This window comes from Halomonas sp. AOP27-A1-41 (assembly GCF_052378605.1).
In the GTDB taxonomy this organism is placed as follows: Bacteria; Pseudomonadota; Gammaproteobacteria; order Pseudomonadales; family Halomonadaceae; genus Vreelandella; species Vreelandella citrativorans.
Window position 1 is genome coordinate 270,353 of sequence record NZ_JBQSXT010000001.1, and the last position, 26,639, is coordinate 296,991.

Here is a 26,639-nt window from a genome sequence, read left to right on the forward strand (position 1 = left end):
GAGAATATCGTCGGATGTATGAGAAGGGGTGCCTTGGCGCCCCTTTTTGGTAAATATTGATTAAAAATCAATGCCGCGACGTGCCTGTAGGCCATTATTAAAGGCGTGGCGAACTTCCTGCATTTCGGTGACGGTATCCGCCATGGCTATCAGTTCACGGTGCGCATTACGCCCCGTAATAATTACCGTCTGCTCGCTGGGGCGATTTTCAAGCGCCGCTTTAACGGTGGCGATATCCAGGTAGCCAAACTTGAGCATGTAGGTAATTTCATCCAGCACGACCAGGTAAGTGTTTGGGTCAGCCAGCATGCGCTCAGCCTCTTTCCAAACGGCCAAGCAGGCTTGAGTGTCGGCTTCACGGTTTTGGGTGTCCCAGGTAAAGCCCGTTGCCATAATTGCGACGTCAAGATTAGGGTCATCTTCCAAACGGTTGCGTTCGCCACACTCCCATAAGCCTTTAATAAACTGAATAACCCCCACGTGATAGCCATAGCCCAACGCACGGGTGACGGTGCCCCAGGCGGCCGTGGTCTTGCCTTTACCATTCCCGGTATTCACCAGCAGCAGTCCGCGCTGTTCTGTAGCGCTGGCTACTTTTTCATCCACGCGGGCTTTGAGTTTTTCCATCGACGTTTTATGGCGTGTATCGCGGTCTTTCACCGTCGCTTTCCTCTTAAAAGGCTGCATGAAGATTTCTAGCCTACGCCATATAGAGCTTGCAATGCCGTGATGATGGCTTAAATGTGAATAAAATTTATACAGTTGTTAAGCTTTTCCGTAGGAATCGAGGTTTTTGTGGCTAATCAATAACAGAATTGGCCGATAGGCAGCTTACTGCTCTAAAATAACCCTTCATAACTTGTCAGGAAAAATGCCATGCCCTCTTTTGATATTGTGTCGGAATTTGATCAGCACGAAGCGTCTAACGCCGTTGACCAGGCGAATCGTGAAGTGCAGTCGCGTTTTGATTTTAAAGGCGTTGACGCAAGCTTCGCCCTTGAAGGCGAAAAAGTGCAGTTAGAGGCCCAGGTCGATTTTCAACTCAAGCAGATGCTGGATGTACTGCGCGGTCGGTTAATTGCCAGAGGCATTGATGCGCGCTGCATGGATGTTCAAGACCCCGAGCTTTCCGGGGTGAAGGCGCGTCAGGAAGTCGTTTTGAAGCAGGGGCTTGATGCGGCAGAAGCCAAGGATGTGGTAAAGCGTATCAAGGCGAGTAAGCTTAAAGTCCAAGCGCAAATTCAAGGTGAAAAAGTTCGCGTGACCGGGAAAAAACGTGACGACTTACAAGGCGTCACGGCGCTTTTACGGGGTGAAGAGGGGCCTGAACTACCTCTGCAGTTTGATAATTTCCGCGATTAAGCCTTATCACGTGTAGGGCGGTGTCTATGCGCTGCCCCATTTTTTGCCACTCTTTTTGTCTACTCGCAACCATCGTTTATTACAGGAGCTAACGCACTATGTCTGATCCGCAGCCGGTTTATTTAAGCGACTATCAGCCGCCCGCCTACCAGGTCACCCATACCGAGCTGACGTTTGATCTTGACCCTGCTGCCACCCGTGTAAAAGCACGATTGTTGATTGAACGTAACGAAAACGTAGACGCCCAAACGCCTCTGGTGCTGAATGGCGAGCAGCTGTCGCTAATCTCGTTGGCCATTGATGGCACACCGCTAGCGGAAGCGGATTACCAGTTGGATGAGGGCAGCCTGCGTATTATGCAGGTGCCGGCAACGTTCAGCCTTGAAAGTGAGGTAGAAATTGCGCCTGGTGCTAACACTGCTTTGGAGGGACTTTACCAGTCGAGTGGTATGTACTGTACCCAGTGTGAAGCGGAAGGTTTTCGGCGCATTACGTTCTACCCAGACCGCCCGGATGTGATGGCCACCTTTACCGTCACGGTCATTGGTGATCAAAACAACGAACCCGTTTTGCTGGCCAACGGCAACCCCGTGGACAGCGGTATATTGGAAAATGGTCGCCATTTCGTGAAATGGGAAGATCCGCATCCTAAACCGTGCTACCTGTTTGCGTTGGTAGCGGGTGATTTACACAAGGTTGAGGACCACTTTTCTACCATGAGCGGCCGTGATGTCACGCTGCAAATTTGGGTAGAGGAGGAAAATCTGGATAAAACCGAACACGCCATGGCTTCGCTCAAACGTTCCATGGCGTGGGATGAACAGACCTATGGCCGCGAATATGACCTTGATCTGTTTATGATCGTGGCCGTTAACGATTTCAATATGGGAGCGATGGAAAACAAGGGGCTGAATATTTTCAACTCTGCCGCTGTACTGACGCATCCCAATACCGCTACCGATGCCACGTTTCAAAACGTGGAAGGCATTGTGGCCCACGAATATTTTCATAACTGGTCCGGCAATCGAGTGACCTGTCGTGACTGGTTCCAGCTATCGCTGAAAGAAGGCTTTACCGTTTTTAGGGACCAGTGTTTTTCCGCTGATACCAACTCGGCGCCGGTTAAGCGTATTCAAGATGTGTCTTTTTTCCGTACGGCGCAGTTTGCAGAAGATGCAGGGCCCACTGCGCATCCTGTGCGCCCCGACCACTACATTGAAATCACCAATTTCTATACCCTGACTATTTATGAAAAGGGTGCAGAAGTAGTGCGTATGCTGTGTAACCTGGTGGGGTGGGAAAATTTCCGCCAAGGGGCCGATGCCTACTTTGAGCGCTTTGATGGTCAGGCGGTCACCATTGAAGACTTTGTTGGCTGTATGGAAGAGGCGTCGGGCCAAACACTTGATCAATTTATGCGCTGGTACGCGCAGGCAGGTACGCCAGAGATTGATGTCCACGGCGAATACGACTATGTACATAGTGAATACAGGCTAACGCTTCGGCAACGCACGCCTGCCACGCCCGGCCAAACCGAGAAGCAGCCACTGCATATCCCTGTGCGGATGGGGCTGGTGGGAACCAAGTCTGGTCAGGACTTAACGCTGACCATGGCCGGGGAAGTACTGGGCAAGGATGCGGTGATCCATTTACGCGATAACGAGCAGACCTTTGTCTTTACCGATGTGGCCGAAGCGCCAGTACCGTCACTGCTGCGTGACTTCTCGGCGCCAGTGAAGCTACATTTCCCCTATTCACGTGAAGAACTGGCATTTTTGCTCACCCATGATAGTGATGGTTTTAACCGCTGGGATGCCGGTCAGCGCTTGGCCATGCTGGCGTTGGACGATCTGATCGCGGCGCATCGTAATGGCGTTGAAAAAGTCATGGATGGCCGCGTTACGGAAGCCTTTAGAGCGCTGCTGACAAGCTCGACGTCTGACAAGGCGGTGCTTGCCGAGATGCTAACCCTACCTTCTGAGGCCTACATTGCCGAGCAGCAGCCTATTGTCGATGTCGATGCGATTCACGCGGCGCGTGAGTTTGTGCGCCAATCATTGGCGTTAGCACTTCGCGCTGAATTTGTGGCCACGTTTGAAGCCAATCGCTCGGAGGAGGCTTACGCGCCAACGCCTGAGCAAATCGCCCAGCGTAGTCTCAAAAACATAGCGCTTAGCTATTTGATGTCGATTGAGGATGAGCAGGCGATTGCATTTTGTCAGGCCCAGTTTGCCGCTGACCACAATATGACCGATGTGCGCCATGCGCTAACGCTGCTGGTGCATAGCGAACGTGATGACGTGTCGTCACCCGCTTTAAAAGCGTTTGGTGAAAAATGGGCGCATGATTCGCTGGTTATGGACCAGTGGTTTACGATTCAAGTGACGCGGCCGCAGTCTGATGTGCTGGAGCGTGTCGAGTTCTTGATGCAGCATCCGGCATTTTCAATCAAGAACCCAAACAAAGTACGTGCGCTAGTGGGTGCTTTTACGCAAAATCGGGTTAATTTCCATCGCCTGGATGGTAAGGGTTACGCGCTGCTTGCCGATGTGGTGATTGAGCTTAATCGGCTAAACCCGGAAATTGCCGCGCGATTGGTTACCCCGCTAACACGCTGGCAGCGTTTTGACGAAGCGCGCCAGGCCTTAATGCATGCGCAGTTGCAACGTATCAAAAAAGAGCCGCTATCTTCGAACGTATATGAAGTAGTTGAAAAAGCGCTGGCGTAAGCACTCCTAGCGTTCCAACCATGAAAGGGAAGCCATTGGTGAACGATTCACAACCGCATTTTTTACTGATTATAAATGGTAAATCAGCCGGGAACCCGGCACTGCGTGAAGCCGTTGAAGAGCAGCGTGAGGCAGGGATGCCGATTACCGTGCGCTCAACATGGGAGGGCGGTGACGCCGCTCTCTTTGCCGAGCAGGCATGTGATATGGGCATCACCCATGTCATCGCCTGCGGCGGCGATGGCACTGTTAACGAAGTGGTTAACGGGCTAATGCGTGTCGCTCATGATAAGCGTCCCGCTTTGGGCGTTGTGCCGCTGGGCAGTGCCAACGACTTTGCTACCTCCACGGGGTTACCGTTGGAGCCAAGCCCTGCGCTGGCAGAGGCAAGGACACTAAGCGCATACCCTGTTGATGTCGTACGAGTAACGGCTGAGGCTAATAATAAAACCGTCGTTCAGTACTACGTCAACATGACCACGGGCGGATTTGGGGCGGAAATTACCTCTTCAACACCGAAGACGCTGAAACGCTTGTTAGGCGGAGGTGCGTACTCCTTAATGGGAGCGCTTAAAGCCTGGCGGCATCGCAGCTATCGTGGCACGCTTCACTGGGGCGATAAAGAGCAGGATGTCTCGCTGCTGTTATTGGCGTTAGGTAATGGCCGGCAATCAGGCGGCGGACAGGTGCTCGCCCCACGTGCCAAGCTTGATGATGGCCGCTTGGATGTTCTTCTGGTGAAGGATTTTAGCTCCGTAACGGAACTGCCGACGCTGATTAGCGAGCTTCAGAGCTTTCCCTCTGATGGGCAGTATGTACGCTATTTCACAGCGACTGAGCTGACGGTCACAACTCAGAAAGATGATCCCGCTTGGCCCTTAACGCTGGACGGCGAAATGTGTCAGTATGATCGTTTTTGCGTTGAAGTGGTGCCGTTGGCGCTGCACGTTTTATTGCCTGAGGGTTGCTCGTTACTGTCAGCAAATGACCGACACTGATCGTAGTCTGTCTTTAAAAGCGTTATTTAAGAAGGGGAATCTAATGGTAAACCGTTTATGGATACCGGTTGTTGCCACCTTGGCACTATTGCTAAGCGCATGTGGTGACTCTCAAGAAGAGACTGATGCGACACCGGATGAGCCTTCATCGGTTTCTGATGAAGACGTTGTGCAAGAGGAAGAAGCGCCGGCCGCCGCTGAAAATGCCGCGGATATGCCAAGTCCTGCGGAGGTAGAGGATGACGTTGAGGCGCGCCAGGCCGCTGAAGAGCTAGAGCAGGCCGAGGCGCTGCGTGATGACATGCAAGATGATGCGGTCAACGCTGACGAGTCCGAGGCCCAAGAGGCCCAAGAGGTAACGGCAGGCGAAGACACTCTGGCGGCGGACCCTGATGAGATACTGCAAGAGGGTGGCGCATTGCCAGGAGAGGCAACGCGCTCCGACGTCGATCAAATGATTGAAGAGACTGAGCAGCGCTTTCAGGAAGCCCAACGGCGCTTAAATGAGCAGTTTGAAGAAGCAGAGCAACAAGCCGAAGAGTACGATGCTATTGAGCAAGAAGCATTGTCCAATGAGTGGGAAACACAGAGCAGCCTACCCGAAAGCCCTCGCTTGGAAGATAACCGGGAAGCTACCGATGTTGATGCATTGATTGAGGATACCGAACGCCGCTTTGAGGAAGCCCAAAAGCGCCTTGAAGAGCAGTTTCAGGAAATCGAGCGTGAACATAATGGCAGTAGTAGCCGTGGGGTTATTCTGAATGAAGACGCAGGCAGCGATAATACTAACGCTACTCATCAATAAGGCGCGTTGAGCAGGCAATAAAAAGGCCCGCCTTGGCGGGCCTCGCTACATTCGGCCATGATTAAGCAAGGCGAATGGTAGAAGCCTGAAGGCCCTTTTTACCCTGCGTTACCTCAAAGCTGACTTTTTGACCATCTTGCAGGGTCTTGAAGCCTTCCGCTTGAATTTCGGAGAAGTGCGCAAACAGGTCGTCACTGCCATCATCGGGTGAGATGAAGCCGTAACCTTTCGTATCGTTGAACCACTTGACGGTGCCAGTTGCCATTAGTCGTTTCCTTAACGTGCCTATAATGATCAAGCGAACCTGCATAGGATTCGCCCGCCAAAATCAATGTAGATGCAAAAAAATGGGTCGTCCAGTAACAATCTAATGTTTCTTAACTTTTGTTGAGCCACGTATATGTTGTCAATACAGCTTGTAGATTCTCAGTTTGTGGCCTTTTTGGTCGCTATTACGCTGTTGTCGATTACGCCTGGCGTGGATACCTTGCTGGTTATCCGTAACACTGCCCGAGGCGGGACTCGGGACGGCATTGCCACCAGCTTAGCGATCTGCTGCGGTCTGTTTGTACACGCGACCATCTCGGCATTAGGTATTTCACTGATTCTGCTTCAGTCGGCCTGGGCATTTCATCTATTAAAGTTGGTCGGGGCGGGGTATCTGGTATGGCTAGGGGGCACCAGTTTGTTAGCCGCAAGGCGTGGCCAGCCATTACCGGTCAAAGGGGTGATCGGTGCTGCTTCTCCTGTTCCGCTTTGGCAGCCCATTAAGGAAGGCTTGCTGTCCAATGTATTGAATCCAAAAACGATTATTTTTTATATGGCTTTTTTGCCTCAGTTTATTGCGCCGGGTGATCCGGCGTTGGTCAAGTCCCTGTGGCTAGCAGGTGTCCACTTTATCATTGCCAATATCTGGCAAATCAGCGTGGTATTCATGGTGGGAGGCGCCAGCAAGTGGCTCGCCAGCGTGCGCTTTGCGCAGGTGTTAAATGCCGCGACAGGCGCGGTGCTGGTCGCGTTTGGGCTTCGTTTGGCGATGGAGCAGCGCCCAGTATAACTGGGCGCTTGGTAAGTAAACTGACCAGGCAGTAAGCGTGATTACCTTTGTACGCTTATTGACGAGCCAGCAAAGCGCGGTCGTAACGTACCTGTTGTTCACTATCACTCAACAGTGAAACACCTTCGCTGTTACCACCGTTGGCCAAACTTTCAAAAATTACCCGATAGCTAAGCACCGCCTGCACATAATCGCGTGTTTCTTTAAAGGGAATGCTTTCCACAAACAGATCAAATGACTCCATACCGCTTCCCAGCCACTGATCAACACGCCCAGGACCAGCATTATAGGCCGCAGCGGCGGCAAGTCGGTTACCCTGATAGCGGTTAAGCTTGTCGCGCAGATAAGTGCTGCCCAGGCGAATATTAAGTTCAGGGTCAAGAATGCCGTAAGGCCCTGGGTCACTAATACCCAGTTGGCGACTTACCAGGCTTGCCGTGCCGGGCATTAACTGCATCAAACCGCGGGCGCCTGCTGGAGAGAGTGCTACTGGGTTATAGGCACTTTCACGACGGGTAATCGCCATTAGCATATACGGGTCTACACCGGTTTGGTGGCCCCAGTGCATAAAGCTCTCCCGGTAAGCCTCGGGGAAACGCCAATCAAGCGCATCCCACATGCTGCCAGCAATCGTGGTCTGTACCAGGCGTGCATGCCACTGTTGATGGGCTGCATAATCGGCCAGGGCGCGCGCCTGCTGGGGCGTGCCATTTTTCACCGCATACAGCCATTCGCTATTGGCAAGGCCGTCTTCGCCAATGCGTAGCAGCGCTTCGGTACGCTGGACAACGGGGAGGCGTGCAGTGCGTTCGCGTGAAGCCTCATCAAAATGATTGCGCTCAAGATTGAGTTGGTAAGGCTGGCCAAGTTGTTCAGCGGCCGCAAACCCATAAAAGCTGCGGTCGGTCGCCGCCTGACGGTAGCGAGCGGTGGCTGCCTCCTGGCTGCCCAGCTGTTCGTTGGCACGCCCCAGCCAGTACTGCCAGCGGCTGTTTTCTTGTTGGCTGGTGGGCATTTCCGCAATCCAGTGAATCACCTCCTGCCACTGCCGGTCTGCCAATGCACGGCGTACGCGTAGCTCAAGCACGCGCTCGCTATCCAAGGAGGGAAGAACGTCATCTACCCAGCCTAAGGCGCCGGGTACATTGCGTACCAGTGCATAGAAAGCCAGCTCTTCTTCAATGGTTTGCTGATCACTGGGTAGAAGGTTCAAGTTGGGCGCGATGGTTTGCCAGCTACTCAATGCGGCCGGGGTATCTTCACGGGTGAACCGTTGCATCGCAGCTTTGTAGAAACTGGCGGTTGCCGCGCATTCAGGACCAAGACAAGCGGGCGCTGAGGTGACCGCGCGGGTATTGGTATTCACTTGGTCGGCGGTTTCAATCGCGGTGTGCCACTGGCCGCTGAGCAGCCCGTCTAAATAGGCTGAGAGACGATCCTCACCGGCTTGCCAAGCGAGCATTCTTCGCTCCCAGATAGCCGTTGCATCAATCGTGCCGTTAGCCCACAGGCGGTCAAACAGGGGGTCACACGCATCGGGCTGAGAGCTGCCTTCAAGCCAAAGTGCAAGGCCTGCCTCGGCGGCCTGCTGGGGCTGTGAATCCAGTATGGCCGTATAGTAATAACACTGGCGAGCGGTGCCTGCAGGTTCGCCATCGGCAACGGCCAGCAAATCGCTATAACGCCCCGCGTGGCCATACTGGGCAATGGCCTGACCGCGTAGCCACTCAGAAAGCGGAGAGTCGTTATGCTGGTCAATAAAGCGTTGTACTTGGGCCGTCGAGACGTTGGGTAGTTGATTGCGTAATCGGTGGTAATCGACATAGCCGCTCAGCACATGACCTTCAATAGCGCGCTCGTCGATGTGGTTCCACTGTTGTTGACGAGCGGCTTCTAACGCATCGCGCATAGCGGTATCAGAAGCGGCCCATGAGGCAGTGGGTAAGCCCACCAGGATTGCCGCGCATAAAGTGCGAAAAGGGGATCTGAATGGCGATGCCTGCATAATTTTCTCTCTTTCTCGCTAACGGATTGGCAACCGCTAATAGTGAACGAAATGGGCAAATAGTGTTCAGACAATCGTGACACTTGGAGGATTCAATTACGATGGCTCGATTATCCACGTTGTGGCTATTTCGTCGACTTAAATCCCGCCTCTGGGCTGTAAAACGTATCGGACGCGCACTGAAACTGTTTGTGCCCATGACGTCTGATGTCCTGAGCGGTCGCTTTCGACCTGTGCCCTGGGCTGCCTTTGGCATGATGGCACTGGCGCTTGCCTACCTTGCAATGCCGTTCGATTTAATTCCGGACTTTCTCGTTTTCATAGGTCTGATTGACGATGTCATTATCGTTGGCTGGCTTCTCAACCGTATCGACCAGCGCTTGGCAGATTACCGCGTCTGGAAGTACGGCGATATTGATATCGCTACTTCTCAACACTCACCTTCTTGAAATCGCTCTGCTTATCCCCATATCCAACTCACACATTTTTTCGTTCCTGTCTCATTGGGAGGCAGGAACTCTAAACAAACGTGATTGATGAGGGCTAGGCGAATGTCAACAGCGACCCACGAAGAAACGTTAGGCTTTCAAACAGAAGTTAAGCAGCTTCTCAACCTGATGATTCACTCCCTGTATTCCAACCGGGAGATTTTCCTGCGTGAGCTTATCTCTAACGCCGCGGATGCCTGTGACAAACTGCGCTACGCGGCGCTAGATAACGATGCGCTGTACGAAGGCGACAGCGAGCTTCGGGTAGAAATTGAGCACGATAAAGAAGCCAATACCATTACGTTGCGCGACAACGGTATTGGTATGAACCGCGAAGACGTTATCGCTAATCTGGGCACCATCGCCCGCTCAGGCACCGCTGAGTTTTTAAAGCAGATGTCAGGCGAGCAGCAAAAAGATGCCAAGTTGATCGGCCAGTTCGGTGTAGGTTTCTACTCAGGCTTTATTGTGGCTGATGAAGTGGCAGTGCGTACCCGCAAAGCCGGGACGGCCGCCTCTGAAGGCGTTGAGTGGCGCTCTAAAGGCGAAGGTGAGTTTACCGTCGCTGATATTGAGCGCGAGCTTCACGGCACCGAAATTACGCTTTATCTGAAAGAAGACGCGAAAGAGTTTGCTGACGATTACCGCCTTCAAAACCTGGTGCGCAAGTACTCTGATCATATTGAAGTGCCCGTGCGCATGCCCAAGACCGAAACGGCCAAGGATGATGAAGGCAACGACATCGAAGGCAGCGAAGTCACCACGTGGGAAACCGTTAACGAAGCCACTGCACTCTGGGCGCGCCCCAAGAGCGATGTTTCTGATGACGAGTACAAGGCGTTTTATAAGCACGTTGCCCATGACTTTAGCGACCCGCTTGCCTGGAGCCACAACAAGGTAGAGGGCAAACTTGAGTACACTAGTTTACTCTACGTGCCGGGCCGGGCGCCTTTTGATATGTATGAGCGTGATGGCGCTCGCGGCGTTAAGCTTTATGTGCAGCGCGTATTTATCATGGATGACGCTGAACAGTTCCTGCCGCTCTACCTGCGCTTTATCAAAGGCGTATTGGATACGCGCGATCTGTCGCTCAACGTTTCCCGCGAGCTTTTGCAGCAGGACCCGCAGGTCGACAAGATCAAAGGGGCGCTGACCAAGCGTGCGCTGGATATGCTTAAAAAGCTTTCCAAGGACAGCGAAGAGTACCAAACCTTCTGGAATACCTTCGGCAGCGTGCTGAAGGAAGGTCCAGGCGAAGATTTCGCCAACCGCGAGAAAGTCGCCGGTCTTTTACGCTTTGCGTCGACGCACAGCGACACAGCTACCCAGGATCAATCGCTTGCCGACTACGTCGAGCGCATGAAAGAAGGCCAGCAGAAGATCTACTACGTGGTAGCAGATAGCTTCAATGCGGCGAAAAACAGCCCGCACCTGGAGATCTTCCGCAAGAAAGGTATCGAAGTTCTGCTGCTGTCTGACCGTATTGATGAGTGGCTGATGAGCCATTTGACCGAGTTTGACGGTAAATCCTTTGCGGATGTTGCCAAAGGCGAGCTGGACCTTGGTGATGTCGAAGACGAAGCCGAGAAAAAGGCTCAGGAAGAGACAGCCAAGGCGAAAGAAGATCTGTTGAAGCGTGTTAAAGAAGCGCTTAGCGATGGCGTTCAGGACGTCAAGGTTACCCATCGTTTGACCGACTCTCCGGCTTGCGTCGTGCTGCCTGAGCATGAGATGGGCTTTCAAATGCGCCGCATTATGGAAGCCGCCGGGCAAAAAATGCCGGACGTTAAGCCCATTTTAGAGCTCAATCCGCAGCACCCACTGGTAACACGCCTGGAAGGAGCAGAAGGCGAGATCTTCACACAGCTAGCGCATATCCTGCTTGACCAGGCGATTATCGCCGAGGGCGGTCATCTGGACGACCCAGCCGCTTATGTGAAGCGTCTAAACAGCGTACTGACCGCTTAATCGTCGTTGCTACCTTTCACGGCCCGTTTGGATTCCCAAGCGGGCCGTTTGTTTTGATAAAGTAGCTGTTACTTTTCGCGTGATTTTTTCAGGACATCCTTATGGCTGAGCAGCAAATCAAGGTCGCGGTGCTGGGAGGTGGCAGTTTCGGTACGGCGCTTGCCAGCATCGCGGCGGATAACGGTGCCCATGTGCGTCAATGGATGCGAGACGAAGCGCTGGTCGCACAAATTAATCAAGAGCACCGTAACGGTCGCTACTTGCCTCACTATGCGATGAATCCTGCCGTTCAAGCCTCAACGGACCTGCACACGGTGCTGGACGATGCCGAGCTTGTGCTTATCTCCATTCCCTCAAAGGCGTTTCGAAGCGTGGTGCAGGCCGCGAAACCTTGGCTAAAGGCCAGCCAAATTCTGGTCAGTACCACCAAAGGTATTGAGTCGGATAGCTTTCTGCTGATGAGTCAGGTGTTAGCGGATGAAACCGGCTTTTCCCATATTGGCGTCATCGCAGGCCCCAACCTTGCCTCAGAAATAGCCGATAAGCAGCTAACGGCGACAGTGATTGCCAGTGCCGATGCGCTAACGCGCACCCGTGTACAGCAAGCATTGGGCTGTCGCTACTTTCGTGTTTATGCCAGCAATGATCGCCACGGGGTGGAGTTGGGCGGTGCACTTAAGAATATTTACGCCATTGCGGCGGGCATGGCCGCTGCGTTGGGTATGGGGGAAAATACCCGCAGCATGCTAATGACTCGGGCGCTGGCTGAAATGAGCCGCTTTGCCGTGGCCCAGGGGGCTAACCCCATGACATTCCTTGGCCTTGCCGGGGTGGGCGACTTGATTGTGACCTGCTCGTCGAACCTGTCGCGTAATTATCGCGTGGGGTATGCCATGGGCGAGGGGCGCAGCCTTGAAGAGGCTGTTTCCGCGCTTGGCCAAGTGGCTGAAGGTGTCAATACGGTTAAGCTGGTGTGTGCCAAGGCGCAGGAAATGGGCGTATATATGCCGCTTGCCGAAGGCCTCTCCCATGTTCTCTTCGGCGGTGTGCCTGCCCAGGAGATGGCGCGTACGCTGATGATGGGCGAGCAGAGCAGTGATGTAGAATTTATTCTGCCCCGCGAGGCAGTTCAGCAGGCTCATTTGGATAATCGAGGCTGGCATGAGTAGCTTATTCATTATGCGCCACGGAGAAGCCGCGCCCGGCTTTCCGGATAGCAAACGGCTGCTCACCCCGCAGGGGGAGCGCGAAGCCGCCATGATGGTGCAATGGCTGGCTGCACGCTTGGCAAAAGGGGAGCTTTTCGTACCGGTTCTCTATGCAAGCCCCTACGCCCGTGCGCAACAAACGGCACGTATTGTCGCTGAGGCATTAGGCTGTTCGCTAAGCACGCTGGACTTTATAACCCCAGAGGATGACCCGGCCAAGGTAAGCGATTGGTTGTTAACACAGCCAGACTGCGCGCCGATAATGCTGGTCAGCCATATGCCGCTGGTGGGTAATCTGACGGAACTGCTGGTGGAGGGCAGGCCGGGCCAGGGGCTGGGGTTCGACACCGCGGGCATTGCGGAGTTAGAGGCAGATGTATGGGCAGCAGGCTGCGCTCAGTTAGCGCGTTATATGTCGCCAGGTCAGTTGGCTTGAAAGAACCGTTTTAAGGTAATAAAAACGGCGGCCCCTGGGCCACCGTTCGCGTTGCTGCACGAGCCAAACGTTGATGCTTACAGCAGCGCGTCGAGCTTCTCTTTTAACACGCCGTTAACCTGCTGGGGGTTAGCCGTGCCGCGCGAGGCTTTCATTACCTGACCCACAAAGTAGCCAATCATCTTGCCGCGTTTTTCAGGTTCTGCGTCGCGATACTGCGCGACCTGAGCCGGGCTTTCAGAAATCACCTGGTCGATCATGGCTTCAATCGCGCCGGTATCAGTGACCTGTTTAAGCCCTTTGGCTTCGATGATGGCGTCGGCGCTTTCGCCCTGGCCATTCCAAAGCGCCTGGAAGACCTGCTTAGCGGCTTTGCCGTTGATCGTATCGTCAATCACTCGGCTAAGTAGCTCGCCCAGCTGGCGCGCCGATATCGGGCTACTGTTGATGGCGAGGTTCTCACGGTTAAGCGCCCCGGAAAGCTCGCCCTGTACCCAGTTTGCGGCCTGCTTGGCATCACCGCAACCTTGGTGAACCTCCTCAAAGAACTCGGCCATTTCACGGCTGGCAGACAGCACCGAGGCGTCATAAGCAGAAAGGCCTAGCTCACTCTTGAAGCGCTCACGCTTGTCGGCGGGCAGTTCAGGCAGTTGGCTGCGTAAGTGGTCCAGGTAAGCGTTATCAAGTACGACGGGCAGTAGGTCGGGGCAGGGGAAGTAGCGGTAGTCGTTGGCTTCCTCTTTGGTCCGCATGCTGCGGGTTTCATCGCGCTCAGGATCAAACAGGCGTGTCTCCTGGACAACGGTGCCACCGTCTTCGATGAGCTCAATCTGGCGCTCTACTTCAAACGCAATCGCCCGCTCGACAAAGCGGAACGAGTTAACATTTTTGATCTCTGCCCGAGTGCCAAAGGCTTCCTGACCTTTCGGGCGCACGGACACGTTTACATCGCAGCGCATTGAGCCTTCGGCCATATTGCCGTCGGAAATGCCCAGGTACGTAACGATGGAGTGAATCGCCTTAAGATACGCGGCGGCTTCTTTGGCGCTGCTCATATCCGGCTCGGAAACGATCTCTAGCAGCGGGGTGCCTGCACGGTTTAAATCGATGCCGGTCATGCCTAAAAAGTCTTCGTGCAGCGACTTGCCAGCGTCTTCTTCCAGATGCGCATGGTGAATGCGAATACGCTTGGTAGTATCGTCATCCAGGGTAATTTCCACGTCCCCAGGGCCCACTATGGGCTGATACATCTGGCTGGTTTGATAGCCTTTGGGTAGGTCCGCGTAGAAGTAGTTTTTGCGATCAAATACCGATACTTCAGCAATATCCGCATGGACCGCTAGACCAAACTGAACGGCCATGGCCACGGCCTGCTCGTTGAGCACAGGCAGCGTTCCTGGAAGGCCCAAATCAACTGCACACGCCTGAGTGTTTGGCTCGGCGCCAAACGCGGTAGAAGCACCAGAGAAAATCTTGGAGCGAGTCGCGAGCTGTACGTGGACTTCCAGCCCAATTACGGTTTCCCATTGCATTAGGCGTGCTCCTCGGCAATAGCAGGAAGTTGAAGGTGCCAGTCGGTCGCTTGCTGATACTGGTGCGCCACATTTAAAAGCTGCGCTTCAGCAAAGTGCGTACCCAGAATCTGTAAGCCTACTGGGCGGCCGCCGGCAAAGCCTGCGGGTACGCTGATGCCGGGGATGCCCGCCAGGTTCACGGCAATCGTATAAATATCCTGCAGATACATCGAGACCGGATCTTTTTTGGCACCCAGGTCAAAGGCCGGCGTCGGTGAGGCCGGGCCCATCAAGACGTCAACATCTTCAAACGCGTCTAAAAAATCCTGGCGAATCAAGCGGCGAACTTTCTGCGCTTTGGTGTAGTAGGCGTCAAAAAAGCCTTCAGAAAGAGTATGCGTACCAATCAGAATGCGTCGTTTGACCTCTTCACCGAAGCCTTCGGCACGGCTGCGCATGTAAAGATCGACTAAATCGACCGGCTCATTGCAGCGGTGACCAAAGCGCACGCCGTCATAGCGCGACAGGTTGGAGGAAGCTTCCGCAGGGGCGATGACGTAGTAGGCCGGAATCGCATAGTGAGTATGCGGAAGGCTCACTTCGCGTACCGTCGCACCCAGTGACTCATACACGCTTACCGCGTCACGCACGGCTTTTTCGACCTCGGGGTCTAGCCCATCACCAAAATACTCTTTTGGTAGGCCGATTTTTAGACCTGAAAGCGGCGCATTGAGGGTTTCGGTGTAGTCCGGCACGCCGCGAGCGACGCTAGTGGAGTCGCGTACGTCGTGACCCGCAATCACGTTCATCAAATGCGCGCAGTCGGAAGCCGAACGGGCCATTGGACCTGCCTGGTCCAGGCTGGATGCGTAGGCAATGATGCCGTAGCGCGAAACGCGCCCGTAAGTGGGCTTCAAGCCCGTAATGCCGCAAAAAGCCGCCGGCTGGCGAATAGAGCCGCCGGTATCGGTACCCATGGCCGCAGGCACAAGGCCGGCGGCGACTGCTGCAGCGCTTCCGCCGGAACTGCCGCCGGGAACAGCGGTTGAATCCCAAGGGTTTTTAACCGCACCGTAGTAGCTATTCTCATTGGAGGAGCCCATGGCGAACTCATCCATATTGGTTTTACCCAGGCTGATGGTGCCGGCCGCATTCAGCTTCTCTACGACGGTGGCATCATACGGCGCGATGAAGTTATCCAGCATTTTGGAGCCACAGCTGGTTTTTACATCGCGTGTACAAAAAATATCTTTTAACGCCAAAGGAATGCCGGTAAGCAGCCCGGCATTACCGGCTGCGCGTGCTTTATCGGCCGCTTCGGCCTGATTAAGCGCCTGTTCAGCGGTCACGGTAATAAAGCTGTTGATCTTGCTATCTGTTTTTTCAATTTTTTGTAAATAGTGCGAGGTTAACTCGCGGCTGGAAAACTCACCACTTTTTAAGGCGGCAGTGAGTTGCGTTAACGTTTTATCAAGCATGACCCGAAAGCTCCGTTCGAGAACGTATGAAAAGTGTGGAAACCGTCGCTAAAACTGTCTTTAAAGCCGTCATTAAAACTGTCGTTAAAACAGCCTTAAAAACACGGCTTTCTTACTCAACGACACGGGGGACCAGATATAGGCCGTTTTCCACTGCCGGAGCACAACGCTGAAAGGTGTCGCGCTGGTTGGTTTCGGTTACTTCGTCCGCACGCAGGCGCTGGGTGGCGTCCAATGGGTGTGAAAGCGGAGAAATCCCCTCAGTATCAATGCTTTGTAATTGGTCGACCATGTCCAAAATGCGGCTTAGATCGTCTACAAAGCCAATAGCCTGGTCATCGCTGACGGCGAGTCGGGCCAGGTGCGCAGCCCGGCGCACATGAGATTCTTCAAGCGCCATGATCGAAAATTCCTCGCTAAAACGTGAGATGGAACATATTCCGCGTTATACGGTATACAATCAGTCATCGAAAAAACGTCTTGTGTAGCAGACGTGGAAAATAGCCGCAAAAGGTAGCACATTTTGACCCCCGCGGGCAGTGTTCAGCGCGACTCGTGCTTGCTGCCAAGGGGTTGCGGTGATACCGTTTGCATCCGCACAGGGTTCCCGGTCTGCACTAGGTAACAACATCCATGTTCAAACGTTTGAGGGGGCTGTTTTCCAGCGATCTGTCGATCGATCTGGGTACGGCCAACACACTGATTTATGTTCGCGGTCGTGGCATCGTGCTCGATGAGCCGTCCGTTGTCGCCATTCGCCAGTCTGGCAGTATGCGTAGCGTGGCATCGGTAGGTGCCGACGCAAAGCGTATGCTGGGGCGTACGCCTGGCAATATTACCGCCATCCGGCCCATGAAAGACGGCGTCATCGCCGACTTTACGGTCACCGAGCAGATGCTTCAGCACTTTATTCGTAAAGTGCACCAAAGCACCTTCCTGACGCCTAGCCCGCGCGTACTGGTATGCGTACCGTGCATGTCAACGCAGGTTGAACGGCGAGCGATCCGTGAATCGGCTGAAGGGGCTGGCGCCCGTGAAGTGTTCCTGATCGAAGAGCCAATGGCTGCTGCGATTGGCGCTGGGCTGCCAGTTGAGGAAGCACAAGGTTCGATGGTGGTAGATATTGGTGGTGGTACCACCGAAATTGCCATTATTTCGCTTAATGGCGTGGTGTATTCAGAATCGATCCGCGTAGGCGGTGACCGTTTTGATGAGGCGATCACCGCGTACGTGCGCCGCCACTATGGCAGCTTGATTGGTGAAGCCACGGCTGAGCGAATCAAGGAAGAGATTGGTTGCGCCTACCCCGGTGGTGAGCTGCGTGAAATCGACGTCCGTGGGCGTAATTTAGCGGAAGGTATACCGCGCAGTTTCACGTTGAACTCGCACGAGATTCTGGAAGCGCTGCAGGAAACGCTTGGCTCGATTGTCGCCGCTGTTAAAAGCGCACTTGAGCAGTCGCCTCCAGAGCTTGCTTCTGATATTGCGGAGCGCGGTTTGGTGTTAACAGGCGGTGGCGCGTTGCTGCGCGACCTCGATCAGCTGATTGCTGAAGAGACGGGATTGCCGGTCATCGTTGCCGAAGACCCACTTACCTGTGTGGCAAGAGGCGGCGGTAAAGCGCTTGAAATGATCGATCAGCACACGTTTGAGCTGCTCTCAAGCGACTAATTTTTAGCGGTTTATCGCGGGGGATTGCCTATTAAACCGCTATTTTCACACGGGTCGCTGCCGGGCTACCGGCTGTTTTTCTGCGTGCTGGCGGCAAGCGCCTTGATGTTTGCCGACCACCGGTTTACACGCATGGAAGGCGTGCGCGCCCAAATGACGATGGTTGTTGCGCCTGTTCAATGGATTGTTAGCGTGCCTAGCGATCTATTGAATTGGGGCGCGCTCGCGCTGTCTGATCAGCAGGCATTGGTGGACGAAAACCGCCGACTGCGCGAACAAATTTTGACGCTGTCTCATCGTGGGCAGCGCATGGCCAACCTGACGGCTGAAAATACCGAGCTTCGTCATCTATTAAACGCCGCAGAACGGCGCCAAATTCCTTATATCAGTGCAGAGCTGCTTTCCCTGGATAATGACCCGTTTAGCCATCAAATGGTGGTTGATCGTGGGCATCGTAACGGGGCGTATGTTGGGCAGCCTGTGATTGATGCGTCGGGGCTGGTAGGCCAAGTGACAGCCGTTTCAGCGTACTCTAGTCGTGTGCTGTTGCTGGCAGATGCAAGCCATGCACTGCCTGTTCAGATTAACCGTAACGGATTGCGCTTTATTGTCCAGGGGGCTGGTCGCTATGGCAGCGTCAATGTATTACACGTGCCAGACACGGCGGATATTCGGGAAGGCGACTTGCTCACCACCTCAGGGATTGCCGGTCGTTTTCCACCAGGATACCCCGTTGCGCGCGTTACCAACGTTTATCATGACCCCGGCCAGCCATTTGCGCATGTAACGGCTGAACCTACTGCCCAGTTGCAGCGTGCTCGTCATTTCTTGCTGCTTTTCCCACCGCCGCGCGAAGACATCGAAGATTCAATTTGGGATGAGTCCATGGATATCTCAGCCAGCGCGATACATGCAGCCCAGCGCCTTGCGCCAACGGTACCTGCTGATCCTCAGGAGGTTCGCTAATGGCGCGCGCACCTGTTGTACCTTTGGTAGTGGTGTGGTTTAGCTTGATTCTGGCGCTGTGTTTGCAAGTCATGCCACTGGCCGAGGGGTGGCAAGTTTATCGGCCTGAATGGATCGGGCTGATGCTGATTTACTGGTGTATGCGATCACCTGACCGAGTCGGTGTTTTCCATGGCTTTGTGCTTGGGCTGCTGCTTGATCTGATAGAGGGAACGGCGCTTGGCCAACATGCGCTGATATTGTCGTTATTAGCGTTTCTATGCGCCCTGGTGTATCCGCGCTTTCGAGCGTATTCACTGGTTCAACAGTCGCTGCTGGTGCTGGTGCTGCTTGGCCTGGTGCAGTTAGTCGAGCAGTGGTTACGTACCTTAACCGGGGAGTTCTCAATACACCTCTCTTTCCTGATGTCGGCGTTAATCAGTGCCTTTTTATGGCCATGGTTAGCTACCATGTTTAAGGCACTGGAAAGACGCTTACTGGGGGCTTAGGCATGCAGTCAACGCTGGCTACTACATCATCGCCCATGCTTTGTTTGGCGTCTGCTTCACCCAGGCGGCGAGACCTGCTGGCGTCCATTGGGGTGACGGTGAGTGTTATACCCAGCGATGTAGATGAAACGCCAAAGCCGGGAGAGTCAGCAGCGGCTTATGTAAAGCGTCTTGCGGTTGCCAAGGCCTTGGCCGCTGCGCCGAAGACGCTGTTACCGGTGCTTGGGTCGGATACCGCCGTAGTGGTAGACGGTACTATTCTGGGCAAGCCGGTTAATGCAGACGATGCCGCCGCCATGCTGAGGCAGTTGTCGGATCGGACACATCAGGTGCTGACGGCGGTGGCTGTTACGGGGCCCAAGGGGGTGCTGTGTTGTTGCGTAACGACGGACGTCAAGATGCGACAGGTCACCGCTCAGGAAATTAGCGATTACTGGTTAACGGGTGAGCCAGCGGACAAGGCGGGCGGATATGCCATACAAGGCTTGGCCGCCATTTTTGTCGAAGAAATCAAGGGTAGCCACTCTGCCGTTGTGGGTTTGCCGCTTTATGAAACGGCGCAGTTGCTTGGCCAGCAGGGAGTGCCTATTTGGATGGGGCATTAATACTCGCACACTTATTCGTCGTCTCATGCCCCCTGTAACGGGTGTGATATACGTGAACCGAGAAGGAATTTTGCATGAGCGGTGAAGTCCTCATCAATTTAACGCCCATGGAAACACGGGTTGCGCTCGTTGAAAATGGCGTTTTGCAAGAGGCGCTTATAGAGCGCTCACGACGACGTGGCATTGTAGGTAATATCTACAAAGGCAAAGTGGTTCGCGTATTGCCTGGCATGCAGGCTGCCTTTGTCGATATTGGCCTTGAGCGCGCGGCGTTTATCCATGCCCATGAAGTTATGCCCTCCGGCACGCCCGTTGATGAGCAGCAAACCATTGGGCAGTTATTGCACGAGGGGCAAGCGCTGGTCGTACAGGTAACCAAGGACCCCATTGGTACGAAAGGGGCGCGTCTTACCACGCACCTCTCTATTCCCTCTCGCTATCTGGTGTATATGCCCGACTCTCCTCATCATGGAGTTTCACAGCGCATTGAAGATGAGCGTGAACGCGAGCGCCTGAAGGCCCTGCTGGATAGCAGCATTACTGAGCAAACATTGGAAGTTACCGGCGGCTTTATCGTACGCACGGCCGCTGAAGGCGTCGGTGATGAGGAACTGGCGGGCGATATGCACTTTTTGCTGCGTATCTGGCGTAAAGTTACCGAGCGCAAAATTAGCGCGGCGCCGTCCAACGTCATTTATGACGACTTGCCGCTGTTTATGCGTACTTTGCGCGATGTGATGCGTGATGACATCGAGAAAGTGCGTATCGATTCTCGGGAAAATTTTGTCAAGCTGGTCGAATTTGCCGAAGAGTTTATGCCCTATGCCGTGGATAGAATTGAGTACTACCCAGGCGAGCGGCCCATTTTTGATCTCTATAGTGTAGAAGATGAGATTCAGAAGGCGCTGGGCCGCAAGGTGCAACTGAAGTCAGGCGGATATCTGGTCATTGACCCGACCGAGGCGATGACAACCATTGATGTCAATACGGGGGGGTACGTTGGGCACCGCAACCTCGAAGAGACCATTTTCAAGACCAACCTTGAGGCAGCAACGGCCATTGCCCGCCAGCTTCGGTTACGCAATCTGGGCGGCATCATCATCATCGATTTTATCGATATGGCGGAGGTAGAGCATCAGCGCCAGGTTATTCGTGTGCTTGAAAAAGCGCTGGAGCGTGATCATGCCAAGACCAAATGCACCGGTGTTACCGAGTTAGGGCTTGTGCAACTGACGCGCAAGCGTACTCGTGAGAGCCTCGAGCAAACGTTGTGCGATGCCTGTCCTACGTGTAGCGGACGCGGCACGCTCAAAACCCCTGAAACGGTGTGCTACGAGATCTTCCGCGAGATTCTGCGTGAAGAACGCGCCTATAGCCCTGAAACGTATACCGTGCTTGCTTCCCAGGCCGTCGTTGATAGGCTGCTGGATGAGGAGTCGGCGGCAGTGGCAGACTTGGAAACGTTTATTAATAAAACGATTCGTTTTCAGGTGGAGCAACACTACTCACAAGAGCAGTACGACATTGTGTTGATGTGATGCCATGACGATCCGCTCGCTGACGCGTTGGAGTTTACTTCTGCTTGCCTGGGGACTGGGCGGTATTGCGGTAGTAGCGCTGCTTTTCCGGCTCATGGTCAGTCAGGCAGATACTTTGACGCCGCATGTTGAAGCTTTTTTGGAAGCTCAGATTGGTGTGCCGGTCACGATTGAAAACCTCTCCTTTTCAATGGCGCGCAGTGAGCTGATCGTGGAGCTTGAAGGCTTTGGGGCCGAAACGCCGAGCGGTCAGCCGCTTTTTTCACTGCGCCAAGCCGAGCTGCGCCTGGATATTGGCGCATCGCTACGTAATCTCTTGCCTATTTTTAGCGATATCAGATTACATCAAACCGAATTTCACCTTTATCAAGGAGTGGACGACGTTTGGCAGTGGCCCGACCCTGCCAAGCTGCCGGTGCATATAGCGCCAGAGCAGGATGTTGACCTGCCAACCATTGATGCCTGGACGGAATGGGTATTGCGCCAGCAAATCTGGATTGATGACACGCGTGTTGTGCTGCACGGCAAGCAAGAGCGCGTCATGCTCGAAGCTCCTGCGCTGTTATTAGCCGGCAATCAGCAAGGGGCAAAACTTCAGGGTACGGTCGACGTTCTTGATTCGGAGCGTAGCGAAGCGCCACCAATACCCGCTGTACAGCTACTAGCGGAAATGCAGCCGGGCCGAGATGGCCTGAACGACTTCTCTGCCACGTTGAAGCTGGAGGCCCAGTTTGATCAGTTACTGACGCTGGTTGAGCTGTTTCGGCCAGAACATGTGCCGAACCTGGAGCAGGCCGGAGGCGATGCACGCGTGTGGGGCCGCTGGTATGAAGGCGGGCTTCAGGAGGTGCGCCTTGCCATCGATATCCCTGAGCTAGTGCTGCGCCAGGATATTCAGTTCGCCGTGCTAAGAAACATACAAGCACAGGGTGAGTGGCAACGCGAAGGAGAGGGCGGTGAAGCGTGGTTAAGCGGTAACGCAGAGAGTGTTGATTGGGCCGAACCTGGCGAGGCGATAGAGGGCCCAGCACTGCCGCATCACTGGTACCTGTCTCATCGGCCAGGCCAGTGGGCGCTGCGTACCAGTGCTTTTGAGCTGGCTTCGCTCACTGCTTGGCGAGACTACGTATTGTTACCCGAATCCGTGACGCGTGTACTGGAAACGCTGGCTCCGAGGGGGCGGGTGCAAGGGCTGAGCTTAGGCCAGAAGGAGGGTAGCTGGGAGGTCGATGCGGCGTTAACCAGCGTCGAAGTATCGCCCTGGGAAGGCGCACCAGGTGGCGGCCCCATGGATGCCTGGGTTCAAGCTCGGGACTCCCGTGGCCGGGTGACGTTTAATAGTGCCGGTGACAGTTCGCTCTATTTCCCCGACTTGTTCACCGAATCCATGCAGCTTCAGCAGGCTGAGGGCATCGTAGAGTGGGTCTACGATGGACCTAATACGATGGTCAGCGGCCGTCAAATTAACGTGGATTGGGACGATGCCCAGATAAGCGGTGGGTTTGGGTTAGTGGTTGCAGAGGAGACAGGTCGGTTCGGACTGGATATCGATTTTGCCAATGTCGATGCGCTTGAGCGCCCTCTGGGTCAATGGCTGCCCTTGCATGTATTCGATGAGGAACTGCGTGACTGGCTGTTAGATGATATTGGCGGCAAGGTGCCTAATGGTTCGCTCAAACTGAGTCTGCCTATCGAGAGCGACATTAGCGCTGATGATATATCCGCAACGCTGGCACTTAAGATAACCGAAGGGCATTTGCCTATTGCCCCCGGCTGGCCTCGCCTGGAGGATGTTGAAGGGCGTTTAACGTGGCAAAATCAGGTGCTTGAAGCGCGGGTTGAGCATGCCCAGAGTCGCGGTATAACCGCTTCACAAGGCGAGCTGACCATGCAAGATGAGATACTCAATGTGTCGGGTAACCTGCATGGCGATGGCTCCGCCCTGATTGCATTTTTAACATCGATACCTGATGTCGATATGAATATTCTCAACGACCTTCAGGCTGAAGGCGAGGTAGAGGCTGATTTAGCCATATTGCTTCCTCTGGAAGCGCCAGATAATTTCCAGCTGGAAGTCAATGCAGTCCCTGCGCTCACCCGTGTCGCTTACGCCCCCGTGGGCGAGGCGCTTCGGGCGGTAAAGGGCCAGTTAACCTGGCAGCAGTACGGTGACAGCATGGCGCTAATAGGCAGTGTCGATGGACAGCTATTGGGCGGCGATATTAGTGCTGACATGCATACCCAGCGAGACGGTATCCGCTTGCGGGGGACAACGCCGGTGGCGTCACTTTTCTCATTGGTGGATATACCTGCCGAGCAAGGCAAGCAGCTGCTTGATGGAACGATGCAGTGGCAAGGGCGCGTAACGCTTGAGCCAAGCCCTGCGCTATCTCTAGAAAGCCAGCTTGAAGGGGTGCGGCTTGATCTGCCTGAACCTTTTGCCAAGGCTGTAGGCGAGCCTTGGCCCTGGACGCTTAATGCTGATTTCGACAGTGGCCGGGTGGAGAGTCGCTTGGCCGATATCGCGCATTTACGCTTAAAGGATCGGTTAGATGACGTGTCAGGAAACCTGCATGTGGCGGATGCTGAGGTAAGCGCACCCGAGTGGCCGATGCAGTCAGGCTTTCGCTTACAGGCAAACCTTCCTCGCATTGACCCGATGGCGTGGCAACAAGCCGTCGCTCCACTGTTTCGAGGCGACCAGGGTGTGAGCGGTGATCTAACCGCTCAACTATCCGGTCAGCATCCGCCGTTGGAGTTTTCCCTGGATACCGCTTGCCTTGTCTATCAGCAAGCATGCGTTGGTGGTGCGGCATTAATCGGCAGTGTACAGAATGGCACAGTTACCGCAGCGCTTGAGAGCGACTTGGTGGCGGGGCATCTTCGCTATCAGCAAGCAGCTCAGCACCCTCTGGATATCACCATTAGCCAGTTAGCACTGGATCGGCTGACTAATTTGGCAGGTGCGAGTAGTGAGTCAGAAACGACCTCGCCGGATTCCTGGCTCGGTGAAGTGGAGACGCAGCGCACAGTGCCTGCGGCTATTCCTGAGTGGCTGGCTGAGCTACCCGATGGGCGACTTCGGTTGGCGGAAATGAGCATGGGGGAAAGCCGTTTCGGGCCTTTATCCGCCTATTGGCACACTGAACCAGGCCGGTTTTCGCTAATGCCGGTTGGGTTAACGCTTGGGCAACTTTCTGCTCGTGGTGAACTCTATTGGGAGGGCGATGCCTCGACCAGTCGAACCCAGGCCAATATTTCCATCGAAGGCGGCGATATAGGTACCGCTCTTGAGCGCATGGATCAACCCGTTGCCTTACGCAGCCGACGTACTACCGCAACCGCCAATCTTGGCTGGGCGGGCGCACCATGGCAGTTCTCGTTAAATCAGGCGCAGGGCGACATAGGCATCGACGTGCAGGATGGGCGCTTTATGCATCTGGACTCTGCACCGGTGCGTCTCGTTGGCCTGCTGAATTTCGATAATATATTGCGTCGATTGCGGTTGGATTTTTCTGACGTCACCGGCACGGGCACCGCTTTTGATCGCGTTGACGGCACGGCAGATGTCGAAAATGGCCAGCTTGCGTTGAGCGAGCCATTGCAAATTAAAGCACCTGCCGCCAATTTAACCCTAACCGGTAATGTTAACTTGCTTCATCGAGAGCTTGATTTGCGCCTTGGCGTTGTGATGCCGGTGACGCAAACACTGCCCATTGCCGCCATTGCGGTGGGCGCTCCTGTTGTAGGTGGCGCACTATTTATTGCTGATCAGCTTTTTGGCAGCGCTCTGGACCGAGCGACGACCATTCATTATCGCGCGCGAGGCCCCTGGACTTCGCCGCAGGTTACTTTAGAAGGCTCCGAATGACCGCATTTAAGAGCGATATAGACTCCGCCGTTTCCATTCTTCTTACGCCGGGTGGCTTGGACCTTGATGGGCTTGATAAAGGCCTTGAGTACGCCATGGGCGCGGGTGTGGATTACGCCGATCTCTACTTTCAGCGCACCTGGACAGAGGGCTGGGTGTTGGAAGATGGGGAGGTAAAAGAGGCAAGTTACAACATTGATGGCGGTGTGGGCGTCCGCTCCCTGGCCGGAGAAAAAACCGGCTTTGCCTACTCCAATCAGATTAGTGCGGATGCGCTGATCGATACCGGGCGCACGGCGTCAGGCATTGTGCGTAGTGGCAAGTGTCTGCCTGGGCAAGCCGTTCAGCCGGTTTCAGTGGCCCCTTTTTACGCTGGTGTTGATCCTTTAGCGGGGCTGACTGCTGAAGAGAAGGTCGCCATGCTAAAAGAAGCTGATCGCATCGCGTGCGCGGCTGACCCTAGCGTTTCTCAGGTAAGCGCCTCGCTTTCTGGCACTTACGAAGTGGTTCTGGTGCGTGCCAGTGATGGTACCTTGGCCGCGGATATTCGCCCGCTGGTGCGCTTTAACGTTAGCGTAATTGCCGTGAAAAATGGCCGCAGAGAGCGCGGCAGTGCAGGCGGTGGCGGACGCTACTCCATGGCTCGCCTGCGTAATGAAGGTGTTGCCGAGCGATACGCAAAAGAGGCCGTACGCCAAGCGCTCGTCAATCTTGAAGCGGTCGATGCGCCAGCCGGGCAAATGCCGGTGGTACTGGCTTCTGGCTGGCCGGGTATTTTGCTGCACGAAGCCGTCGGCCATGGGCTGGAAGGTGATTTCAACCGTAAAGGCAGTTCGGCATTCTCGGGTCGTATGGGGCAACGCGTCGCTGCCAAGGGTGTGACGGTGGTCGATGATGCCACGATTGCTGATAGTCGCGGCTCGTTAAGTGTCGATGACGAGGGCACGCCCGGGCAAAACACGCTGTTGATCGAAGACGGCATTCTTACTGGCTATATGCAGGACAAGCTGAATGCTCGATTAATGAACATGGCGCCAACCGGTAATGCTCGCCGCGAGTCGTTTGCGCATTTGCCCATGCCGCGCATGACCAATACGGTCATGCTGGCAGGTCAGGATGCACCCGAGGATATTATCAAAAGCGTCAAGAAAGGGATTTACGCTGTTAGCTTCGGTGGCGGACAAGTGGATATCACCTCGGGCAAATTTGTATTCTCCGCCAGCGAAGCCTACCTGATTGAGGATGGTCGCATTACGGTGCCCGTTAAGGGTGCCACGCTGATTGGTAATGGGCCGGAGGCGATGGGGTGTGTCTCCATGATCGGCCACGATATGGCGCTGGATACAGGCATTGGCGTGTGTGGCAAAGAGGGTCAAGGCGTACCGGTTGGGGTGGGTCAGCCCACACTAAAACTGGATGAGCTAACCGTTGGCGGTACGCAGTCCTCGTAAG

General features: G+C 54.5%; 22 protein-coding genes. 16 read left to right on the forward strand and 6 right to left on the reverse strand.

The annotated features are described in order from the left end of the window. Positions 1–60: 60 nt before the first annotated feature. Positions 61–660 carry a cob(I)yrinic acid a,c-diamide adenosyltransferase gene (gene cobO / locus ACT3TC_RS01145; RefSeq protein WP_444638829.1) on the reverse strand — a complete coding sequence of 200 codons (600 nt, stop codon included), beginning with the start codon at positions 658–660 and terminating at the stop codon, positions 61–63. Between the two features lie 216 nt (positions 661–876). Between cobO and ACT3TC_RS01150 the strand changes: the two genes are divergently transcribed. From ACT3TC_RS01150 to ACT3TC_RS01165, 4 genes are all read left to right on the forward strand, one after another. Beyond that, complete coding sequence (locus ACT3TC_RS01150; protein ID WP_444638830.1) at positions 877–1,362, forward strand: YajQ family cyclic di-GMP-binding protein; 486 nt, start codon at positions 877–879, stop codon at positions 1,360–1,362. A 98-nt stretch (positions 1,363–1,460) separates the two neighbouring features. Further along, positions 1,461–4,091, forward strand: coding sequence for an aminopeptidase N (gene pepN / locus ACT3TC_RS01155; RefSeq protein ID WP_444638832.1), 2,631 nt, complete (start codon positions 1,461–1,463; stop codon positions 4,089–4,091). A 38-nt stretch (positions 4,092–4,129) separates the two neighbouring features. Next, positions 4,130–5,089, forward strand: a complete 960-nt coding sequence (yegS, locus tag ACT3TC_RS01160; protein ID WP_444638834.1) for a lipid kinase YegS — start codon at positions 4,130–4,132, stop codon at positions 5,087–5,089. A 43-nt stretch (positions 5,090–5,132) separates the two neighbouring features. Further along, positions 5,133–5,894: a hypothetical protein gene (locus tag ACT3TC_RS01165; protein WP_444638835.1), complete on the forward strand. Its 762-nt coding sequence runs from the start codon at positions 5,133–5,135 to the stop codon at positions 5,892–5,894. A 61-nt stretch (positions 5,895–5,955) separates the two neighbouring features. Here the strand turns inward: ACT3TC_RS01165 and ACT3TC_RS01170 are convergent, their stop codons facing one another. Then, on the reverse strand, positions 5,956–6,159 hold the full coding sequence (locus ACT3TC_RS01170; protein WP_441677018.1) for a cold-shock protein: 204 nt from the start codon (positions 6,157–6,159) through the stop codon (positions 5,956–5,958). Between the two features lie 135 nt (positions 6,160–6,294). Between ACT3TC_RS01170 and ACT3TC_RS01175 the strand changes: the two genes are divergently transcribed. After that, entirely contained in the window at positions 6,295–6,951 is a 657-nt protein-coding gene (locus ACT3TC_RS01175) for a LysE family translocator (RefSeq protein WP_444638836.1), read from the forward strand. Positions 6,952–7,006: 55 nt separating this feature from the next. Here the strand turns inward: ACT3TC_RS01175 and ACT3TC_RS01180 are convergent, their stop codons facing one another. Beyond that, positions 7,007–8,956: a transglycosylase SLT domain-containing protein gene (locus tag ACT3TC_RS01180; RefSeq protein WP_444638837.1), complete on the reverse strand. Its 1,950-nt coding sequence runs from the start codon at positions 8,954–8,956 to the stop codon at positions 7,007–7,009. A gap of 101 nt (positions 8,957–9,057) precedes the next feature. On the opposite strand from ACT3TC_RS01180, the gene ACT3TC_RS01185 reads away from it, so the two are divergent. The 4 genes from ACT3TC_RS01185 (at position 9,058) to sixA (ending at position 13,056) form a co-directional block, all read left to right on the forward strand. Further along, positions 9,058–9,405, forward strand: coding sequence for a YkvA family protein (locus ACT3TC_RS01185; RefSeq protein WP_444638838.1), 348 nt, complete (start codon positions 9,058–9,060; stop codon positions 9,403–9,405). A gap of 102 nt (positions 9,406–9,507) precedes the next feature. Then, on the forward strand, positions 9,508–11,412 hold the full coding sequence (gene htpG / locus ACT3TC_RS01190) for a molecular chaperone HtpG (RefSeq protein WP_444638840.1): 1,905 nt from the start codon (positions 9,508–9,510) through the stop codon (positions 11,410–11,412). A 101-nt stretch (positions 11,413–11,513) separates the two neighbouring features. Next, positions 11,514–12,581, forward strand: coding sequence for an NAD(P)H-dependent glycerol-3-phosphate dehydrogenase (locus tag ACT3TC_RS01195; protein ID WP_444638841.1), 1,068 nt, complete (start codon positions 11,514–11,516; stop codon positions 12,579–12,581). Continuing rightward, positions 12,574–13,056 carry a phosphohistidine phosphatase SixA gene (gene sixA, locus ACT3TC_RS01200; RefSeq protein WP_444638842.1) on the forward strand — a complete coding sequence of 161 codons (483 nt, stop codon included), beginning with the start codon at positions 12,574–12,576 and terminating at the stop codon, positions 13,054–13,056. The genes ACT3TC_RS01195 and sixA overlap by 8 nt, the downstream gene beginning before the upstream one ends. A gap of 77 nt (positions 13,057–13,133) precedes the next feature. On the opposite strand, the gene gatB is transcribed toward sixA, so the two are convergent. From gatB to gatC, 3 genes are all read right to left on the reverse strand, one after another. Next, the gene (gene gatB / locus ACT3TC_RS01205) at positions 13,134–14,588 is read right to left on the reverse strand and encodes an Asp-tRNA(Asn)/Glu-tRNA(Gln) amidotransferase subunit GatB (RefSeq protein WP_444638844.1); all 1,455 of its coding nucleotides are present in this window, start codon (positions 14,586–14,588) and stop codon (positions 13,134–13,136) included. Continuing rightward, on the reverse strand, positions 14,588–16,048 hold the full coding sequence (gene gatA, locus ACT3TC_RS01210) for an Asp-tRNA(Asn)/Glu-tRNA(Gln) amidotransferase subunit GatA (RefSeq protein ID WP_444638845.1): 1,461 nt from the start codon (positions 16,046–16,048) through the stop codon (positions 14,588–14,590). The genes gatB and gatA overlap by 1 nt, the downstream gene beginning before the upstream one ends. Before the next feature lie 112 nt (positions 16,049–16,160). Then, entirely contained in the window at positions 16,161–16,448 is a 288-nt protein-coding gene (gene gatC / locus ACT3TC_RS01215) for an Asp-tRNA(Asn)/Glu-tRNA(Gln) amidotransferase subunit GatC (protein ID WP_444638846.1), read from the reverse strand. A 233-nt stretch (positions 16,449–16,681) separates the two neighbouring features. Here gatC and ACT3TC_RS01220 point away from each other — a divergent pair, with 233 nt between their 5' ends. From ACT3TC_RS01220 to tldD, 7 genes are all read left to right on the forward strand, one after another. Further along, positions 16,682–17,719, forward strand: a complete 1,038-nt coding sequence (locus tag ACT3TC_RS01220) for a rod shape-determining protein (RefSeq protein WP_441677026.1) — start codon at positions 16,682–16,684, stop codon at positions 17,717–17,719. Positions 17,720–17,743: 24 nt separating this feature from the next. Further along, entirely contained in the window at positions 17,744–18,685 is a 942-nt protein-coding gene (mreC, locus tag ACT3TC_RS01225; RefSeq protein ID WP_444630078.1) for a rod shape-determining protein MreC, read from the forward strand. Further along, positions 18,685–19,173, forward strand: coding sequence for a rod shape-determining protein MreD (mreD, locus tag ACT3TC_RS01230; protein WP_441677028.1), 489 nt, complete (start codon positions 18,685–18,687; stop codon positions 19,171–19,173). The genes mreC and mreD overlap by 1 nt, the downstream gene beginning before the upstream one ends. A 2-nt stretch (positions 19,174–19,175) precedes the next feature. Continuing rightward, positions 19,176–19,778 (forward strand): Maf family protein, encoded by a 603-nt coding sequence (locus ACT3TC_RS01235; RefSeq protein ID WP_444638847.1) that lies wholly within the window; start codon positions 19,176–19,178, stop codon positions 19,776–19,778. A gap of 74 nt (positions 19,779–19,852) precedes the next feature. Beyond that, complete coding sequence (rng, locus tag ACT3TC_RS01240) at positions 19,853–21,316, forward strand: ribonuclease G (protein ID WP_193053815.1); 1,464 nt, start codon at positions 19,853–19,855, stop codon at positions 21,314–21,316. Positions 21,317–21,320: 4 nt separating this feature from the next. After that, entirely contained in the window at positions 21,321–25,187 is a 3,867-nt protein-coding gene (locus ACT3TC_RS01245; protein ID WP_444638848.1) for a YhdP family phospholipid transporter, read from the forward strand. Beyond that, positions 25,184–26,638 carry a metalloprotease TldD gene (gene tldD, locus ACT3TC_RS01250; RefSeq protein ID WP_444638849.1) on the forward strand — a complete coding sequence of 485 codons (1,455 nt, stop codon included), beginning with the start codon at positions 25,184–25,186 and terminating at the stop codon, positions 26,636–26,638. Before ACT3TC_RS01245 ends, tldD begins: the two co-directional genes overlap by 4 nt. The last annotated feature ends 1 nt before the right edge of the window (position 26,639 follow it).

Coding starts and splice junctions, on each gene's coding strand:
- ACT3TC_RS01150 (WP_444638830.1), top strand. CDS start 877: ATGCCCTCTTTTGATATTGTGTCGGAATTTGATCAGCACGAAGCGTCT.
- pepN (WP_444638832.1), top strand. CDS start 1,461: ATGTCTGATCCGCAGCCGGTTTATTTAAGCGACTATCAGCCGCCCGCC.
- ACT3TC_RS01165 (WP_444638835.1), top strand. CDS start 5,133: ATGGTAAACCGTTTATGGATACCGGTTGTTGCCACCTTGGCACTATTG.
- ACT3TC_RS01170 (WP_441677018.1), bottom strand. CDS start 6,159: ATGGCAACTGGCACCGTCAAGTGGTTCAACGATACGAAAGGTTACGGC.
- ACT3TC_RS01175 (WP_444638836.1), top strand. CDS start 6,295: ATGTTGTCAATACAGCTTGTAGATTCTCAGTTTGTGGCCTTTTTGGTC.
- ACT3TC_RS01180 (WP_444638837.1), bottom strand. CDS start 8,956: ATGCAGGCATCGCCATTCAGATCCCCTTTTCGCACTTTATGCGCGGCA.
- ACT3TC_RS01185 (WP_444638838.1), top strand. CDS start 9,058: ATGGCTCGATTATCCACGTTGTGGCTATTTCGTCGACTTAAATCCCGC.
- htpG (WP_444638840.1), top strand. CDS start 9,508: ATGTCAACAGCGACCCACGAAGAAACGTTAGGCTTTCAAACAGAAGTT.
- ACT3TC_RS01195 (WP_444638841.1), top strand. CDS start 11,514: ATGGCTGAGCAGCAAATCAAGGTCGCGGTGCTGGGAGGTGGCAGTTTC.
- sixA (WP_444638842.1), top strand. CDS start 12,574: ATGAGTAGCTTATTCATTATGCGCCACGGAGAAGCCGCGCCCGGCTTT.
- gatB (WP_444638844.1), bottom strand. CDS start 14,588: ATGCAATGGGAAACCGTAATTGGGCTGGAAGTCCACGTACAGCTCGCG.
- gatA (WP_444638845.1), bottom strand. CDS start 16,048: ATGCTTGATAAAACGTTAACGCAACTCACTGCCGCCTTAAAAAGTGGT.
- gatC (WP_444638846.1), bottom strand. CDS start 16,448: ATGGCGCTTGAAGAATCTCATGTGCGCCGGGCTGCGCACCTGGCCCGA.
- ACT3TC_RS01220 (WP_441677026.1), top strand. CDS start 16,682: ATGTTCAAACGTTTGAGGGGGCTGTTTTCCAGCGATCTGTCGATCGAT.
- mreD (WP_441677028.1), top strand. CDS start 18,685: ATGGCGCGCGCACCTGTTGTACCTTTGGTAGTGGTGTGGTTTAGCTTG.
- ACT3TC_RS01235 (WP_444638847.1), top strand. CDS start 19,176: ATGCAGTCAACGCTGGCTACTACATCATCGCCCATGCTTTGTTTGGCG.
- rng (WP_193053815.1), top strand. CDS start 19,853: ATGAGCGGTGAAGTCCTCATCAATTTAACGCCCATGGAAACACGGGTT.
- ACT3TC_RS01245 (WP_444638848.1), top strand. CDS start 21,321: ATGACGATCCGCTCGCTGACGCGTTGGAGTTTACTTCTGCTTGCCTGG.
- tldD (WP_444638849.1), top strand. CDS start 25,184: ATGACCGCATTTAAGAGCGATATAGACTCCGCCGTTTCCATTCTTCTT.